Annotated in this window: 18 protein-coding genes; 11 read left to right on the top strand and 7 right to left on the bottom strand. The window is 36.1% G+C overall.

From position 1 onward, the window contains the following. Window positions 1-44: 44 nt before the first annotated feature. A complete protein-coding gene (locus FD31_RS02495; RefSeq protein WP_057891198.1) occupies window positions 45-920 on the bottom strand; it encodes an aldo/keto reductase in 876 nt (291 codons plus the stop codon). A gap of 175 nt (window positions 921-1095) precedes the next feature. Here FD31_RS02495 and FD31_RS02490 point away from each other — a divergent pair, with 175 nt between their 5' ends. From FD31_RS02490 to phnW, 6 genes are read left to right on the top strand one after another with little or no spacing between them, the layout of a single operon-like run. Then, window positions 1096-2139 (top strand): phosphate/phosphite/phosphonate ABC transporter substrate-binding protein, encoded by a 1044-nt coding sequence (locus FD31_RS02490; protein ID WP_057891197.1) that lies wholly within the window; start codon window positions 1096-1098, stop codon window positions 2137-2139. Between the two features lie 14 nt (window positions 2140-2153). Further along, a complete protein-coding gene (gene phnC, locus FD31_RS02485) occupies window positions 2154-2909 on the top strand; it encodes a phosphonate ABC transporter ATP-binding protein (RefSeq protein ID WP_057891196.1) in 756 nt (251 codons plus the stop codon). Further along, window positions 2906-3700: a phosphate/phosphonate ABC transporter permease gene (locus FD31_RS02480; RefSeq protein ID WP_235805320.1), complete on the top strand. Its 795-nt coding sequence runs from the start codon at window positions 2906-2908 to the stop codon at window positions 3698-3700. Before phnC ends, FD31_RS02480 begins: the two co-directional genes overlap by 4 nt. Next, the gene (locus FD31_RS02475) at window positions 3697-4548 is read left to right on the top strand and encodes a PhnE/PtxC family ABC transporter permease (RefSeq protein WP_057891194.1); all 852 of its coding nucleotides are present in this window, start codon (window positions 3697-3699) and stop codon (window positions 4546-4548) included. Before FD31_RS02480 ends, FD31_RS02475 begins: the two co-directional genes overlap by 4 nt. 17 nt (window positions 4549-4565) lie before the next feature. Then, window positions 4566-5360 carry a phosphonoacetaldehyde hydrolase gene (gene phnX, locus FD31_RS02470; RefSeq protein WP_057891193.1) on the top strand — a complete coding sequence of 265 codons (795 nt, stop codon included), beginning with the start codon at window positions 4566-4568 and terminating at the stop codon, window positions 5358-5360. Beyond that, window positions 5354-6445, top strand: coding sequence for a 2-aminoethylphosphonate--pyruvate transaminase (gene phnW, locus FD31_RS02465; RefSeq protein ID WP_057891192.1), 1092 nt, complete (start codon window positions 5354-5356; stop codon window positions 6443-6445). The genes phnX and phnW overlap by 7 nt, the downstream gene beginning before the upstream one ends. Window positions 6446-6486: 41 nt before the next feature. Here the strand turns inward: phnW and FD31_RS02460 are convergent, their stop codons facing one another. After that, complete coding sequence (locus FD31_RS02460) at window positions 6487-7152, bottom strand: phosphatase PAP2 family protein (protein WP_057891191.1); 666 nt, start codon at window positions 7150-7152, stop codon at window positions 6487-6489. Window positions 7153-7420: 268 nt separating this feature from the next. Between FD31_RS02460 and FD31_RS02455 the strand changes: the two genes are divergently transcribed. From FD31_RS02455 to FD31_RS02440, 4 genes are all read left to right on the top strand, one after another. Continuing rightward, the gene (locus FD31_RS02455; RefSeq protein ID WP_057891190.1) at window positions 7421-7669 is read left to right on the top strand and encodes a hypothetical protein; all 249 of its coding nucleotides are present in this window, start codon (window positions 7421-7423) and stop codon (window positions 7667-7669) included. 354 nt (window positions 7670-8023) lie between these two features. After that, the gene (locus FD31_RS02450) at window positions 8024-9784 is read left to right on the top strand and encodes a thiamine pyrophosphate-binding protein (RefSeq protein WP_057891189.1); all 1761 of its coding nucleotides are present in this window, start codon (window positions 8024-8026) and stop codon (window positions 9782-9784) included. Between the two features lie 96 nt (window positions 9785-9880). Then, window positions 9881-10198 (top strand): hypothetical protein, encoded by a 318-nt coding sequence (locus FD31_RS02445; protein WP_057891188.1) that lies wholly within the window; start codon window positions 9881-9883, stop codon window positions 10196-10198. Between the two features lie 119 nt (window positions 10199-10317). Continuing rightward, window positions 10318-10986, top strand: a complete 669-nt coding sequence (locus FD31_RS02440) for an HAD family hydrolase (RefSeq protein ID WP_057891272.1) — start codon at window positions 10318-10320, stop codon at window positions 10984-10986. 186 nt (window positions 10987-11172) lie between these two features. On the opposite strand, the gene FD31_RS02435 is transcribed toward FD31_RS02440, so the two are convergent. The 5 genes from FD31_RS02435 to FD31_RS02415 form a co-directional block, all read right to left on the bottom strand. Beyond that, window positions 11173-11517: a hypothetical protein gene (locus FD31_RS02435; protein ID WP_057891187.1), complete on the bottom strand. Its 345-nt coding sequence runs from the start codon at window positions 11515-11517 to the stop codon at window positions 11173-11175. 142 nt (window positions 11518-11659) lie between these two features. Further along, window positions 11660-12454: a phosphate ABC transporter ATP-binding protein PstB gene (pstB, locus tag FD31_RS02430; protein ID WP_057891186.1), complete on the bottom strand. Its 795-nt coding sequence runs from the start codon at window positions 12452-12454 to the stop codon at window positions 11660-11662. An 11-nt stretch (window positions 12455-12465) separates the two neighbouring features. Further along, the gene (gene pstA, locus FD31_RS02425; protein WP_057891185.1) at window positions 12466-13353 is read right to left on the bottom strand and encodes a phosphate ABC transporter permease PstA; all 888 of its coding nucleotides are present in this window, start codon (window positions 13351-13353) and stop codon (window positions 12466-12468) included. Next, entirely contained in the window at window positions 13354-14271 is a 918-nt protein-coding gene (gene pstC, locus FD31_RS02420) for a phosphate ABC transporter permease subunit PstC (RefSeq protein WP_057891184.1), read from the bottom strand. It lies immediately after the preceding gene. A gap of 75 nt (window positions 14272-14346) precedes the next feature. Then, on the bottom strand, window positions 14347-15249 hold the full coding sequence (locus tag FD31_RS02415; RefSeq protein ID WP_057891183.1) for a phosphate ABC transporter substrate-binding protein PstS family protein: 903 nt from the start codon (window positions 15247-15249) through the stop codon (window positions 14347-14349). Window positions 15250-15636: 387 nt separating this feature from the next. On the opposite strand from FD31_RS02415, the gene FD31_RS02410 reads away from it, so the two are divergent. Next, window positions 15637-16377, top strand: a complete 741-nt coding sequence (locus FD31_RS02410; RefSeq protein WP_057891182.1) for a response regulator transcription factor — start codon at window positions 15637-15639, stop codon at window positions 16375-16377. The last annotated feature ends 28 nt before the right edge of the window (window positions 16378-16405 follow it).

Here is a 16405-nt window from a genome sequence, read left to right as displayed (position 1 = left end):
AATAGATGCTTTTTTGATTTTGATATTTTTTCTAAATTATTAGGTTACTTAGCGTTGTTTTGATTTGTGTAAGTAGTTGATTTTTCTAAGAACTCTTGGTCATCAGGATCAGCACCGACACGTTGATCACTATCGAGTGTAGCAATCTTTGCCATATCTTCAGCCGTCAAATCAAAGTGATAATCAAATAAATCAATATTTTCCTTGATACGATTTTCGTGAGTAGATTTTGGAATAATTACTTCGCCACGTTGAATGTGCCAACGTAAGATGACTTGAGCAGGTGACTTACCATATTTTTCAGCAAGTTCCTTAATAACAGGGTTATCCACAACTTTGTTTAAACCTGCACCGAGTGGACTCCATGATTCATGAACGATGTGCTTTTCTTGAAGATATTCATGCAAGTCAGTTTCTTGCAAGTATGGATGTGTCTCAATTTGGTCAACCATAGGGGCAATTGTTGCTGTCTTCATTAATTGTTCGATGTGGTGTGCCTTGAAATTGGATACACCGATAGCACGAATTTTGCCTGCTTTATAGAGGTCTTCCATGGCACGCCAATTCTCTTCAAATCCTGCTGCAGGCCAGTGAATCAAGTAAAGGTCTAAGTAGTCTAAACCTAATTTTTGTAATGAATTATTGAATTGTGCAATTGTTTCATCATATCCACGGATGTTATTCCAAACCTTAGTTGTGATGAAAAGATATTTACGATCAATACCGGATGCTTTAATAGCTTTACCAACAGCTTCTTCATTGTCATAGAAACTTGCGGTATCAATGTGTCTGTAACCACTTTCGATAGCCCACTTAACACTATCTAAAACTTGGTCATCATCCATTCTGAAGACTCCCAAACCAACTTGGGGAACCATCACGCCATTTGCTAATTCGATATAAGGAATATTTGTAGCCATAAATTTACCTCCTATGTTTTTTCAATTCCATTATAGCTTAGTTAAATGTATATAAAATGTATAAATATTGTAAATATTACAAATTATTATTTTACAGAAAATTTATTATTACTTTACATAGCTTTGTTAACCTTAAATTGTTCGAAAAAAAGACAAAGAAAGTTGGGAGTTATTTATGAAAAAAGGGCGAATTTTGACCGCTTTTCTAGGGGTATTTTTGCTACTTACAGGTGTTCTAGCTGGTTGCTCATCTAAGAGTTCAGCTTCAGAAAAAGCAGGTAGTGCAGATAATAAAGAAATTACTATGGTTTTCTATCCAAATGAATCAGCAAAGAACTTTACTGCTTCACGTAAAGCTTTGCAAGAACAATTACACAAGGCTACAGGTAAGAAAGTTAACATTCAAACAACAACTGACTACAACGTAGCTATTGAAGCTATTGCATCAGGTAAGGCTCAATTAGCCTTCATGGGTGCCGATGGTTATATCCAAGCACATGCACAAAACAGTAAGGTTGAACCACTTCTTCTTCAATCAGGTCCAGATGGTACTACTAAGGGTGCTAGTTACCGTTCATACCTAATGGTTAATAAAGATAAAGCCGATCAATACAAGAAAGACGGCAAGTACAACATCGACAAGATTAAGGGCGAAAAAGCTTCATTCGTTTCAACAAGTTCAACATCAGGTTTCGCAGTTCCAACAGATGAAATTCAAAAGCACTTCAAGTTGAAGAACAAAGACGACCTATCAGAAGGTGGCAAGTTCTTTGATAAAGTTCTTTACGGAAGTACTCACCCAGGTTCAGCAATTAACTTATTGAAGGGTGACGTTGACGTTGCAGCCTTCGATGATATTGATCTAACACCATTCCTAAAAGTTTCAGAAGGTAGTTATGACAAGGTTGGTTCAACATTCAAGGTTAAGGATGACGCTGAAGCACCATTTGAACAATTCAAGGGTAAGGAATTAGTTAATATCTCAGTTCTACCAGTTCAAAATGGACCTTTCGTAGTTAATACAAAAGCTCTAAGCAAGAAAGATTCAGACGCAATTGCCAAACTATTTACTTCAAAAGAATTCACAGATAACAAAGATCTATTCTCAGATGGTAAAGGTAAGACACCAACACTATGGCAAAAGAAGAGTGACAAGATGAAGCTTCTAAAAGTTGATGATGACTGGTACAAACCAACTCATGAACTAATTGGTAAATAATAAGAGGTAAGGCTATGTTAGAGGTTAAGAATTTACAAAAGAGCTACGAGAAGGATCGACCTGCATTGACAGATATTTCCTTCGACATCAAACCAGGAACATTCGTTGCCATTATTGGGCCTTCTGGTGCTGGTAAAACGACTATTTTAAGAAGCTTAAATCAGTTGATCAAGGACGATGATGGGCAGATTTTGTTAGACGGAAATGATATACGGACAGCAAATAAGACACAACTACGTAAGTATCGTCGCCAAATTGGAATGGTTTTCCAAAACTACAATTTGGTGGAAAGACTAACTGTAATTGAAAATGTTTTACACGGACGTCTAGGATATAAATCTACATTAGCGGGTGTTTTCGGACGCTATACGCAAGAAGAAAAAGAAGAAGCAATGTCACTTTTAAAGAAAGTTGGATTAGAAAAATTTGCTTTAAAGAGATGTTCCGAATTGAGTGGTGGTCAAAAGCAACGGGTGGGGATTGCTCGTTCCTTGATTCAACACCCTAAGGTCATTTTGTGTGATGAACCAATCGCTTCACTAGATCCAGCTTCTGCACAAAACGTCATGGAATTGCTAAAAGACTTAACCGAAGAATATAACCTAATCTGTATTGCCAATCTTCATCAAATCAATATGGCAAAGAAATATGCCGACCAAATTATTGGTATTCGTAAGGGACGTTTAGTCTTTGACGAAAGTGCTGATTTGTTGTCAGAGGACATTTTAAGAACACTGTATGATCAAGACATTACAAAGGAGCTTGAATGATGCAATCACCTAAAAAGTACTTAGCTCACAAAGGTTGGCATCAAACAGCAGTTATCGCTCTAATTGGTGGTATTTATGTATTCGGCAGTTGGGCGTTAAATTTTAATAGTGTTGATGGATTCATTGCAGTGCCAAAGGCCTTTGCTTGGTTGGGTATTTATTTCAGACCAACAGCCCATTCAATGGAATATCTTCCAAAGATTTGGCAAAAATTAATTCAAACAGTATTGTTGGCCATTTCGTCGACTGTTGTTGCCGCTATTGTTTCAATCTTTGTAGCCTTGTTGGGTTCCAAAGTAACTGGTATCAACAGTTTCGTACAAACAATTGTCCGAGGAGTAGCGTCTTTCTTTAGAAATATTCCTTTGGTGGCTTGGTCAATGATCTTACTATTTTCATTCAAACAAAGTGACTTTACAGGATTTTTAGCTTTGCTATTAATGTCTATTGGTTACTTGATTCGTGCCTTTATGGAAATTATTGAGGATGAAGCTAGTGAAACGATGTTGGCTTTAAAAGCAACAGGTGCTAGTTACTTCCAAGTTATTTTCCAAGCAGTACTTCCACAGATTCTGCCAAGTATTCTTAGTTGGATTCTTTATATGATTGAAAATAATGTTCGAGATGCTACGCTAGTTGGTATTTTGACTGGTACCGGAATTGGTTTTATTTTCGATATTTACTATAAGAGTTTCCGCTTTGATGCTGCGGGGATGACTGTATTAGCAATTATTATTGTTGTAATTGCCTTAGAGACGATTTCAAATCAAATTAGGAGGGTGATCTTGTGATAAATAGTGAAGAGAATATTATTCAAAAACCTAAAACTCCGCGATCTCCTCAAATTAAATTGCATGAACAATCTCTTTCAAGAACAATGATTTTTATTGTTTTCGGTAGTTTGATTTTAATTACTGGATATACTTTGACTCATCTGGATACTGCAGGCGTTCATGTTGATGAAGCTTTTAAAGGATTAGCGATAACTTTAAATCAAATGTTTTTACAACCTAACGCTGGTAGCGACGGGGTCCCATTGTTACTTCAAGCATTGGCAAGCACAGTCATGCTTTCAATATTGACTACTATCATTGGAGCTGTTTTTGGATTCTTATTCGCTGTTTTAGCTTCCAAAAACTTAACCAATGCGTATCTGGGTGCAGGTATTCGTGTAGCAATGGCGATTGTTCGTGCAATTCCTACAATCATCTGGGCACTGATCTTCTCAATTGTTTGTGGTTTAGGAACAACGGCAGCAGTTTTAGGATTGAGTTTCCATAGTATTGCCTATTTAACTAAAGCCTATTCAGAAAGTATCGAAGGAATTGATAAATCCACTATTGAATCGTTAAAAGTAACAGGAGCCAAATTTTGGGTCGTTGTTTTTCAAGCAATTTGGCCAACTATTGTAGCTTCACTTGTTTCTTGGACATTCATCCGTCTAGAAATTAACTTTGCGAATGCGATTGCTGTTGGTGCCGCTGCAGGTGCTGGTGGTATTGGATATCAATTGTTTGTTGCCAGTGGTATGAGTTTTGATTTCCACGAAACAGGTTTCATCGTTTACTTAGTTATTTTAGTAACATTTGCACTTGAGTTTATTGCGGTTAAAATTAGACAAATTTATTTGAACCGTTAAGTTAGGGAGAGAATTTTATGATTGAAGCAGTAATTTTTGATTGGGCCGGAACCACTGTCGATTATGGCAGTTTAGCTCCTGTCATCGCATTTAAAAAGGCGTTCAAAGATGCCGGTATTGAATTGAGTGATGATGATATTCGTCAAGATATGGGCATGGCAAAATGGGACCATATCGGGAAAATCTTAGAACTTGATGATGTTAAACAACAATGGGAACAAAAGTATTCGACTAAGCCAAATGATGATGATCGTAAGAAAATCTATGCGGATTTTCAAGAAGCCCTTCTTCGTTATTTGAAAGAATCAACAGAGTTGAAATCCGGGGTATTAAAAACTTTCAATTACCTTAAAGAATACGGAATAAAAGTTGCGACAACTACTGGTTATACTGCAGAGATGATGGAAATTGTTGAGGACAAGGCTGCAGAGGCCGGTTATACTCCAGACATGGTTGTTACATCGGAAGATGTTAATGGCTTAGGACGTCCATCCCCAGCCATGATTCAATTCATTATGAAAAAGTTCAATATTGATGATCCTAAAAAAATCATCAAAGTAGGTGATACTTTGGTTGATGTTGATGAAGGTCAAAATGCCGGTGTTAAAACCGTTGGGATAGTCGAAGGCAGTAGTTTGATGGGATTATCACAGATTGAATTTGATGAATTGAGTATTGAAGAACAAATTTCTAAACGTAACGACGTAAAACGTAAATTTGAATCAGTAAACACTGATTTTGTAATTGATAACATTTTTGATTTGGTACAAATTATTGAATATTTGAATGAATCGATGGATAAAAAATGGTAGAAAAATACTTACTTTTAACACCAGGACCCTTAACGACTAGTGAGGAAGTTAAGGGAGCAATGGATTTTGACTATTGCACTTGGGATGACGATTATAAAAAGATCACTCAATCATTTCGTCAGTCACTGTTAGAAATAGCACAAGTTTCTGAAGAAGAATACACAGCCGTACCGATTCAAGGTAGTGGTACTTATGGTGTAGAATCAGTCATTAGCTCAACAATATCTGCGGACGATAAATTAATGATTGCTATCAACGGAGCTTATGGAAAACGAATCAGTGAGATGGCCGATATTTATGGCATCGAACATGTTGACTTGGTCGTAGACGAAAGAGAACCAATTACTCTGGAAAAAGTGACTGAATATCTTGATCAATATCCAGATATTACACATTTTGCAATGATTCATTGTGAAACAACAACTGGAATTCTTAATCCGATTGAAGATATTATTCCTTATGTTAAAGCACACGGAATTGTTACAATCGTTGATGCTATGAGTAGTTTTGGTGGTGTTCCGATTGATGTCAAAGAAGAAAAAATTGATTACTTAATTAGTAGTTCCAATAAGTGTATTCAAGGTGTGCCTGGATTTTCATTTGTAATTGCTAGAAAGCAAATTCTTGAAGCAACCAAAGGATTATCCAGAACTTTGTCACTTGATCTGTACGATCAATATGCTGAAATGGAACGAAATAACGGTAAGTGGCGTTTTACATCACCAACACACGTTGTACATGCCTTTTATGAAGCTCTTGCTGAGTTAAAAGCAGAGGGTGGCGTGGTGGCTCGTCATAAGCGATATGAAAGTAATCAAAAACATTTAGCTACTGGAATGGCTGACCTTGGTTTTAAGCTTTTGATTGATGAAACTTATCAATCACCAATCATCACGTCATTCATTTATCCAAATGATGAATTTGATTTCAATGAGTTTTACCATCAATTGAAAAATGACGGATTTGTTATCTATCCAGGTAAAATCTCACAAGTACCAACATTTAGAATTGGTAACATCGGGGAAGTTTATGATGAAGATATTACTAAGTTGCTAGCTGCGATTAAAGATATCATTAGTCAATAAACAAAAAATCCAATTAGCCTAATCGCTAATTGGATTTTTTGTTATTGGTTCGTATTATTCAATTTTAAGAAATTGCCAATTGTATCATAATATTTCAAATACAACATTTCCGAGCATTCCCACCAAGCACCCGCCAATAACATACTACCAGCTACATCACTGAGATAATGTCCCCGTAAATAAACTCGTGAAATAGCGACTATTACCAACCAAATAATTAAAACGGCAGTAATAATATGTTGAGTTGATAAGCTTTTCAATGTGGGCAAAACTAGGAAAATCAAGGTTAGAATAACTAACATCGTGCCAAAAACATGTCCACTGGGAAAACTATATCCTGAAGCAGGAATGATTTTACCAGTCGGTCTGGATCGCTTAACAGTTATTTTAATTAAGTAGGAAATAATATTCCCGCCGATTAAAATAAAGGCAATCCAGAAACTTGAATCTTTTCTACCGATTCGATAAAACAGTAACGCCATAATGACTAGGTAGATCACATCCATAGCAGGACTGCCAAGAAAGGTAATAATTGTGAATAGTTTGGTATTAAATGGTGTAACCATGGAACTGAAAATATGTTGAGCTGTTTGATCAAAACCAGTTACGATAAAATTGTTGGTAATGACCATAATTTCTAAGAGAAAGAATGCGACCAAATAAACTATCGCAAACCATTTTCTGTGATTATTTTCTTCTAATAGCAAAATAAACTCCTTTGAAGATAGAATGATAAGAAAACGCCCCTATCATTTTCCTAAGCCTTGATTGTAATATTATTTTCATAAGAAATACAGGAATTTACATAAAAATTTAGAATATATTTAATTAACTTTTTACGTTTAGGATAGTAAAAGATGTCTTTTCGATTTTTTCAACCTTCAGTTAATTACAGTAGGTCTTGATTCGTACAAATAAATATACCTCCAGATTGTATTAATGATATAATTTGTTTTACAAAAAAGGAGGCTTAAAATGCTCACATTAATGGCAGCCAGTTCTAATAGTTCAGCAGCACCATTGTTGATTGCTATTGGAGTGGCTATTCTCGTGATTATTTGGTTATTTATCAAAACGGGGATTGCTTTATTACATCATCCAATTATTGGGATAGTCTTGATTTTGTTAGGGGTATTAGGATTATGGAATTACCTGATTATTGGAATTGGCGTAATTGTAGGTGGAATAGTTTTCTTAGTCATATCACGGTTTTTTAATAATTGATAAAAACTCAGAGAGTAGGACAAACCATGTTCAGCTTTCGAGTATTAAGGCAAAAAGAGCAGTAATCCGATTTTTGGATTGCTGCTCTTTTTGGGTTAAGCGGAAAAAGCTATGGTTTGTTCCACGTTTATTCTGCATGTTTGGAGACAATAATAGTTTTGTCCCAAACTTTTTTTGTCCGCAATGTCGAAAAATATAATATTTTTTGATGAAATAATAATCAAGTTACTAATTAAATTATGAACAAGATGAATTATTTGATTTTTCCGTAAAAGTGTCCGATGATAACGTTTGCAAGCAACTTATATGGTTTTACGGTTTTGATTGAAACTTTTAAGAGGGAAAGTGGAAAAAATGACAAAAATGATAGCTGGACAAGCTTTAGTAAAGGTTCTTGAGGATTGGGACGTTGATCACGTTTACGGTGTTCCTGGCGGTTCAATCAATCATACTGTTGAAGGACTTTATTTGGAAAAGGATAAAGTTAAGTATATTCAAGTTCGTCATGAAGAGGTCGGAGCAATTGCTGCTTCTGCTGACGCCAAATTTACTGGTAAGATTGGTGTAGCCTTTGGTTCCGCTGGTCCTGGTGCAACACATCTATTTAATGGATTGTATGATGCTAAGATGGATCACGTGCCAGTTTTGGCTTTAGTTGGTCAAGTACCACAAGAAAATATGAACACTAACTATTTCCAAGAAATGGATGAAGGTCCAATGTTCGCTGACGTGGCCGTTTATAATCGGACTGTAACAACGGCTGAACAAATTCCATATGTCATTAATCAAGCTATTCGTGAGGCATATCGTCAAAACGGTGTTTCAGTAGTAATCTTGCCTGAAAATTTAACTAGTGATGAGATTGACTATGTACCAACTAAGACACCAAAGACTGTTAAACAAACATATACGCAAACGGTTAATCCTGAAGACATCCAAAATACATTGAAGATGTTAAAAGAAGCTAAACATCCACTAGTTTATGCTGGTCTTGGATTGTTAGGTGCTAAGGATGTTTTGACTAAGTTTTCAGAGCAATTTAATATTCCAGTTATGACAACCGTTCCAGCCACTGGAGTTATTAGTTCTGATCACCCTAACTTTATCGGAACATTTGGCCGTTTGGGTAGTAAATCGGGTTTTGAGGCTTTACAACATACTGATTTGATTTTGTTCATCGGTTCAGAATTTCCATTTGCTAGATTCTGGCCAGAAGGTGTCAAAATTATTAACGTTAATAATAATCCTTATGATATCGGTAAGACCGTAGATGTAGATTATGCTGTTATTGCTGATGCCAAGAGTTATTTGCAAGGTCTAATTGATACAAAGGAAACTTTGCCAGCTGGAGTTTGGTTGAAAGCCAACCAAGAAAACAAAGCTAACTGGGACAGATGGTTGGATGACCGTGCTAAAGATGATAGTAAAGGTTTGAATCCGGAGACAGTTACGAAGAAAATGGCCGAAATGGCTGGTCCCAACGATACATATGGTGTTGATACCGGAAATGTTTCTGAATTCGGTGTCCGTGGATTGCCAATGAATCATAATCAACGTTTTGCTTTATCAGGATTGTTCGCCACAATGGGCTTTGGTTTACCTGCCGGACTTGCTGGTGCTTTGAGTGTACCTGATGCACAAGCATGGACTTTGTCAGGTGATGGTGGCTTTTCAATGGTTGCTCCTGATATTATTACTGAAGCTAGATATGGATTGCCAGTTATTAATGTCGTTCTTTCAAATGAAAGATTAGGTTTCATTTACTATGAACAAGTGGCTTCAAAGCAACACTTATATGGTGTCGATTTGACTGGAGCCGATTGGGCTAAAGTTACTGAAGGTCTAGGTGGTATTGGCTTTACTGTTTCATCAATTAAAGATGTTGATGAAGTATTTGGTAAAATTAAAGACTTGCAAGCAGCTGGTAACAAGAAACCAATCGTTGTTAATGCTGTTATTAGACAAGTTGACCCAATTGCCACAGCCTTCATGCCAATGGATGCTAAGTTGTATGGTCAAGAAGCAGTCGACGCTTTTGCTAAACAATATGAAATTGATCCTAAAGACCAACCAGCTTTGGGTGAACTATTGAGAGCGCAAGGAGATAATGATTAATCGTTATCGGGCTATATAAATATTTGATAAACAAGTAAAATAAGAGACGAGTCGAAAAGACCCGTCTTTTTTATTTTATATATGGGGAATTTATTTATGCTAATTGAAAAAATTGAAGATTTGAAAAAAGTGACAGCTAATAAGCAAACGGAATTTGAGGTTGCCAATGCTGCGTTTGATTTTTGTTATCAAATTCATATGGAACAAGTAGTTGGTAGCAGTGCTGATTGGTCAATTGCGGTGACACATGGTTGGATGGCCTTAGTGACGGGCTTTAATCATAAGATTCATCGAGCATTCATGAGTCAGGAAAAACGTGATTTGCAAGATTTGAAACATGTAATTTTTACGAAATATATCATCAAGAAAACAGATGACAATACAAAATATAAACTAGTATTACGCGTTAAATAGTTTTCATAATTTGCAATGTTTTTCTAAATCTAAAATATTTTTCTAAGTGTCGTAGTTGTCTTGAATACTATCCACACGTATGTAAAAATTAAGTTGATTGAGTTGAAAGGATGTTGATTATGATAAAAGCAATGATTTTTGATTTCAATGGTACGATGATTTTTGACGGTGGAATTCAAAAGGATTCATGGCGAGCCTTTTTAAAGCAACAGTTTAATCGAAATATGACTGAAGTTGAATTTGCGCAGCATATTGCTGGTCGAAATAATCGGCATACTTTTGAATACTATTTACAAAGACGGTTGAGTGATTCAGAATTAGCTGATATTTCGGAACAGAAAGAACAGATGTATCGTGCTGAATGTTTAAGGCGAGTTAATGAGTTTCAATTAGTAGCCGGATTGCCAGAATTTTTGGACAAGTGTCTGAAAAAGCAGATTCAGGTAAATATTGCGACAGCATCCGAGGCAAGTAATGTTGATTTCTTCTTTGAGCAGTTACAACTTGACCGTTGGTTTGATCGCCAGAAGGTAGCTTTGAATGATGGAAATTTAGCGGGAAAACCTGCCCCAGATATCTTTTTGCATGCTATGAAGAATGTTGGGGTCAATTCAGAGCATAGTGCAATTTTTGAAGATTCTGTTTCTGGCATTCAAGCAGCTAATAATGCCCAAGCTGGTAAAGTTATTTTAGTTGAAGATGCCAAATTGGCTTCAATAAAAATTCCAGGTGATTTAAGAATTGATCAAATGATTAATGATTATCAAAATCTAGCTGTAGAAATGTAACCAAGTTATATTAAAAAAGAGTCTGAGACAAAACTATTATTGCCTTTAAACATGCTACATAAACGTGGAACAAAACATAGCTTTTTCCGCTTAAAACAAATAGCTCCAGCAATCCAAAATCGGATTACTGGAGCTATTTGCCTTAATGCTCGAATGAACCTATTTTGTCCCACTCTCTTTTTGAGTCTAAGGGTATTTAACTGTACTGCCAAATTTAAGGGGAATAAATCCAAAGTGAGTATATCTATCCAAAACTTTAGCATCGATTGCTTTTAATTGGGGTTCGATAAAGTAATAAATTGCACTATATTCTGCAGGTAACCCTGAAATTCGATTTTTAAGATTTAGAGTTAAATCAGCTTGTAGCAAATCAGTTCTAAGCGCAAGCATGATTTTAATGTAATCCTCGTCATTATTTAATTCTTGAGAGAGTTCCACTAATTTTTTACGAAAATCATTAAACTTTGGATTTTGAATGTCATTATAGGCGGTGTCCATTAGGTCGATAAGCTTTTGACGTTGTTCCTCCATGATAAGCCTCTTTTCTTTAACGTTTTAAGTTTAACATTGGCTGTCACGACGGGAAAAATTAATCCTGAATAGCGTGTTTTACTTCTTAAATGGCAATTAAAAAAGTTTCGATTCCTTTTTGATGGAGTCGAAACTTTTTTGTTTAACCAAAGTTTCCTGAAACGTAATCTTCAGTTGTTTGGATTTTAGGATTTGTAAAAACATTTGCTGTCGAATTGTATTCAATAACATGTCCCAAATGTAAGAAAGCTGTGTAATCACTAATACGCGAAGCTTGTTGCAAGTTGTGTGTCACGATAATGATTGAATAGTCTTTCTTTAATTCTTGAAGTGTCTCTTCGATTTTGGATGTTGATATCGGATCAAGGGCACTGGCTGGTTCGTCGAGTAACAAGATGTCGGGGTGCATAGCGATGGAACGGGCAATACAGAGACGTTGTTGTTGACCACCAGATAGCGCCAAAGCACTTTTATTCAAATCATCTTTAACTTCATCCCAAAGAGCGGCACCTTTTAGACTTTGTTCCAAACGTTTTTCAAGTTCTGTTTTATCTTTAATACCAGCGTTTTTCAAAGCAAACGTAATATTTTCTTGAATGGATTTAGCAAAAGGATTTGGTCTTTGGAAAACCATACCGATGTGTTGTCTAACTTCATAAACGTTGATTTTGGGGTCGTTGATATTAACGTTTCGATACATGATTTCGCCATCGACTTTAGCTACCTTATCGTTCATGCGATTTAGACAACGAAGAAAGGTTGATTTACCACATCCTGAAGCACCAATTAAAGCAGTGATTTTGTAGCGGGGAAAATCAAGATTGGCATCAAAGATAGCATGGTTATCACCATAATAAACTTGTAAATCTTTGGTTGTGAGAGCCTTTCTTTCGGGGATATTTGTGATGTATGAATCATTCAAATTATATTCTTTCAAGAGTTAGGACCTCATTTCGTGGCAGTAATTTTTTTGTACAATTTATTACCCAAGAAACGTGCTCCTAGGTTGAAGATTAAAATAACGATGATTAAAACAGCAGATGATGCACTTGAAATTAAAGCGGCATCGGGAGTAACACTTTCGGTATTAACTTTCCAAATATGAACAGCTAATGTTTCGGCTGGACGCATTGGATTAAGAAAACTAGTAGCGGAGAAAATATTCCAATTTGTGTAATCAACAGTTGGAGCACTTTGACCAGCGGTATAAATTAGAGCAGCGGCTTCACCGAAAATTCTTCCGGCACTCAAGATCAAACCAGTTAGGATACCTGGTAAGGCGGCTGGCAGAACGATTTTAGTTGTCGTCTTCCAGTTGGATAGTCCTAGTGACATTCCGGCTTCACGCTGTAAGTTAGGAACGCTCCGGAGTGATTCTTCAATATTTCTAGTCAATAGTGGCAAATTGAAGAAGGTTAAGGCAATGGCTCCAGATAAAATTGAAAAGCCAAGGTTTAATTTGATAACAAATAATAAATAACCAAACAAACCGACAACTACGGATGGTAAAGAACTCAAAACTTCAACACTAGTCCGGATTAAGTCAGTAAACCAATTTTCAGCAGCATATTCAGATAAATAAATACCAGCTCCTAAACCAATTGGGAGTGAAACGATAATAGTTAAAACTAGTAAGTACAATGAGTTGAATAGTTGATCACGAATCCCACCACCAGCACTAAAGGATTGGGCGGGGGATGTTAAGAAGTGCCAAGAGATATTAGGAACACCGTTGAAAAGAATGTAACCTAAAATTGCAATTAAGATAAAGACGACCGCTGCTACCAAAGCATAAATGATTCCTGTGGCAACATGATCCCATTTTTTTGCATTCATCTAGAAACGACCTCGCTTTCCAATGAATTTAACAAGCATATTGAGAACTAATGACATTAATAACAAGATTAGAGCTAATGACCAAAGGGCATTGTTAGGAAGGGTTCCCATAACTGTATTACCAATATCGGTTGTTAGCTTACTTGTTAAAGTTGAAGCCGGAGAAATTAAATTCTTTGGCATCAAGGCTGCATTACCAATAACCATTTGAACGGCTAAGGCTTCACCAAAGGCACGAGCCATACCGAAGATAATGGCTGTCAAAATACCTGGTACAGCAGCACGTAAGATAACCTTGTAAATTGTTTGCCATCTTGTTGCTCCTAAAGCTAGTGATGCTTGACGATAGTAAAGTGGTACAGACTTCAAACTGTCAACGGATAGGGAAGTAATCGTTGGTAAAATCATAACGAAGAGAACCAACGTCCCAGAAAGGATACCAAAACCAGTTCCGCCAAAAATACCACGGATAAATGGAACGACAACTGATAATCCAATGAATCCATAAACAACTGAAGGGATACCAACTAGTAATTCAATAACTGGCTGTAAAATTTTACTACCACGTTTGCTAGAAAATTCTGCCATGAAGATGGCAACGCCTAGAGCAAAAGGGGTGGCGATTAGAGCTGCTAGTAAAGTAACGCTGAATGAAGTCACAATCATTGGTAAGGCACCAACGTCGGGATGTCCCTTGGCATCAGTAGCACCAGGGTTCCAGTTTGACTTCGTTAGAAAATCAAGCACTCGTACATGATCTTTTGTAAATGTTGCTAGACCTTTTGAGGCGATAAAGTAAAGAATACAAGTAACCAATAAAATGATTAAACCTATACAAAGGTAACAAATTCCCTTGCCAAAGTAGTCTTGAAAAGTGGCTTTGGATTTCGTTTGTAATTTTTTTTGAATGTCATCCATCGGGAATCACTCCTGTAGATTAAAAAAAGAACCTCGACCAAGATTGGGCAAGGTTGAAGTTCTTTTCTCAATTATTTATTTTGAACTAACTGTTCCTTTTGAATCTTTTTGAACTTTCATATTGTGGATACTGATGTAACCCATGTCTTTAACTAATGAGTCTTGAACATCTTTAGAATTCATGTAGTCAAGGAACTTAGTAGTTGCACTGTCGGCTTTACCGTTAGTGTACATGTGTTCATATGACCAGATCTTCCACTTGTCAGATTCAACGTTCTCGTCAGTAGGTTTTACGTTATCGATTGAGATTGCTTGAATCTTGTCATTAATGTATGAGAATGCAAGGTAACTTACAGCACCTGGTGTGCTTTCAACGATTTTTTGAACGGTACCATTTGAATCTTGTTCTTGTGACTTAACGGCTTCTTCACCTTTAAGAACGGCTGCTTCGAAAGTGGCACGTGTACCACTACCTTTAGCACGGTTAACAACGGTAATCTTTTCGTCTTTACCGCCAACTTCTTTCCAGTTTGTAATCTTACCAGTAAAGATTTGTTTTACTTGTTCCATTGAGAGGTTCTTAACATCAGCATCTTTGTTAACAACTGGTGCCATACCAACAACGGCAACCTTGTGATCAACTAATTTCTTAGAATCGATACCTTGCTTTTCTTCAGCAAAAATATCTGAGTTACCAATAGTAACTGACTTGTCTTGGACTTGGCTTAAACCTGTACCAGAACCACCACCTTGAACGGTGATATTAACTTTGCTGTTCTTCTTTTGGAAGTTAGTTGCAGCTTTTTCTACAAGTGGTTGTAAAGCTGTTGAACCAACTGCTGTAATCTTGCCCGAAGCTTCACTGCTGGAATCTTTTGATGAAGTACTACTCTTACTGCTGTTATTTCCACAACCAGTTAGAACCAACATCAATGCGGCGAAACCTAAAACTAGTGAAATAATAGTTTTCTTTTTCATTTCTAAAACCCCTATTCAAATTCAAATTGATGAAATCTTTTAGTGAACACTTATAAAGATAGCTGTGACGTGTATAAATAATGTTTATTTAATGTAAAGTTTTTGTAAAGTTGTCAAAAAAATATACATTTACTTTGTAGACTGAAAAACGCAGGGGAATTAAGGGATGGCTAATTATTATTGGATTTATATTTGTATATATTGAAAGACAATGGACGATTCGGGCGATATGAATGACCGCCATTCTTTACATTGTTATAATCAAAATATAATTTGGCTATAGTTATTGTTTATTTCAAGAAATCTGTTAGCAAGGATGCCTTGAATTTTAATATTGTAATAGTTTTTGCCCTTGCAATATTAAATGACAGGAAGGAAGTAATGCACATGCAACCGCTAGTATTGCTAAGCAATAAATTACCGCTCTTTATTGAAATTAATGGATATTTCAATAATCAAGGTTGGTTTATTCGAAATATAACTGATCCAAAAGAAGTTGAAAAATTAGTAGAAAAAGAAGATATTGCTGGATTACTCTGGGATTTTTCGATTACTGACTTACATCAATCATTGAAGATTTTAAAAGCAATACGCAGTAAAATTTCTGGTCCTATCATTGTTTTGGCGCCAGCTAAAGAAAAGAAACGTCGTTCATTGTTTTATAACATCAACATCGACAGTTTTATCACGAAACCATTTGAATATCCGGAATTAGTTGCCAAAGTCAAACAACTATTTTGGGTGTATGATCGTTTTTCAATTACGAAAGATGTTCCGAAAAGCTCACACAAAGAATTAAAAAATGAAACAGTAAAATTTAACGATATTGTGATTGATTTTAAGCATTATCGAGTAACACACAATGGTTATGATTTAGGGCTGACACCTAAGGAATTTAGTTTATTTTGGTATTTAGTCCAACATCGAGGCAAGGTCATGAGTCGAGATCAATTGTTAGAAGGTGTTTGGGGTTATGATTCAGCCGGTTCCAGTCGAACAATTGATATTCATATTAGTCATTTGCGAGATAAATTAGCTGAGAGATCAGAGTCACAAGATTGTATTAAAACGGTCCGTGGCTTTGGTTATGTATTAGATAATGACTACCCATTAGTTTCAGGAAAATAAAAAGACACGTTCGTAAAATTACATTACG

The sequence above is a fragment of the Companilactobacillus nantensis DSM 16982 genome (assembly GCF_001435815.1).
Taxonomy (GTDB): Bacteria; Bacillota; Bacilli; order Lactobacillales; family Lactobacillaceae; genus Companilactobacillus; species Companilactobacillus nantensis.
Note: the sequence above shows the minus strand (reverse complement) of the source record. Positions and strands in the feature narration are given on the sequence as shown.

Bases quoted from the DNA above. Each gene is read 5' to 3' on its own strand.
- FD31_RS02495 (WP_057891198.1), bottom strand. From the start codon at position 920: ATGGCTACAAATATTCCTTATATCGAATTAGCAAATGGCGTGATGGTT.
- FD31_RS02490 (WP_057891197.1), top strand. From the start codon at position 1,096: ATGAAAAAAGGGCGAATTTTGACCGCTTTTCTAGGGGTATTTTTGCTA.
- phnC (WP_057891196.1), top strand. From the start codon at position 2,154: ATGTTAGAGGTTAAGAATTTACAAAAGAGCTACGAGAAGGATCGACCT.
- FD31_RS02480 (WP_235805320.1), top strand. From the start codon at position 2,906: ATGATGCAATCACCTAAAAAGTACTTAGCTCACAAAGGTTGGCATCAA.
- phnX (WP_057891193.1), top strand. From the start codon at position 4,566: ATGATTGAAGCAGTAATTTTTGATTGGGCCGGAACCACTGTCGATTAT.
- phnW (WP_057891192.1), top strand. From the start codon at position 5,354: ATGGTAGAAAAATACTTACTTTTAACACCAGGACCCTTAACGACTAGT.
- FD31_RS02455 (WP_057891190.1), top strand. From the start codon at position 7,421: ATGCTCACATTAATGGCAGCCAGTTCTAATAGTTCAGCAGCACCATTG.
- FD31_RS02450 (WP_057891189.1), top strand. From the start codon at position 8,024: ATGACAAAAATGATAGCTGGACAAGCTTTAGTAAAGGTTCTTGAGGAT.
- FD31_RS02445 (WP_057891188.1), top strand. From the start codon at position 9,881: ATGCTAATTGAAAAAATTGAAGATTTGAAAAAAGTGACAGCTAATAAG.
- FD31_RS02440 (WP_057891272.1), top strand. From the start codon at position 10,318: ATGATAAAAGCAATGATTTTTGATTTCAATGGTACGATGATTTTTGAC.
- FD31_RS02435 (WP_057891187.1), bottom strand. From the start codon at position 11,517: ATGGAGGAACAACGTCAAAAGCTTATCGACCTAATGGACACCGCCTAT.
- pstA (WP_057891185.1), bottom strand. From the start codon at position 13,353: ATGAATGCAAAAAAATGGGATCATGTTGCCACAGGAATCATTTATGCT.
- pstC (WP_057891184.1), bottom strand. From the start codon at position 14,271: ATGGATGACATTCAAAAAAAATTACAAACGAAATCCAAAGCCACTTTT.
- FD31_RS02415 (WP_057891183.1), bottom strand. From the start codon at position 15,249: ATGAAAAAGAAAACTATTATTTCACTAGTTTTAGGTTTCGCCGCATTG.
- FD31_RS02410 (WP_057891182.1), top strand. From the start codon at position 15,637: ATGCAACCGCTAGTATTGCTAAGCAATAAATTACCGCTCTTTATTGAA.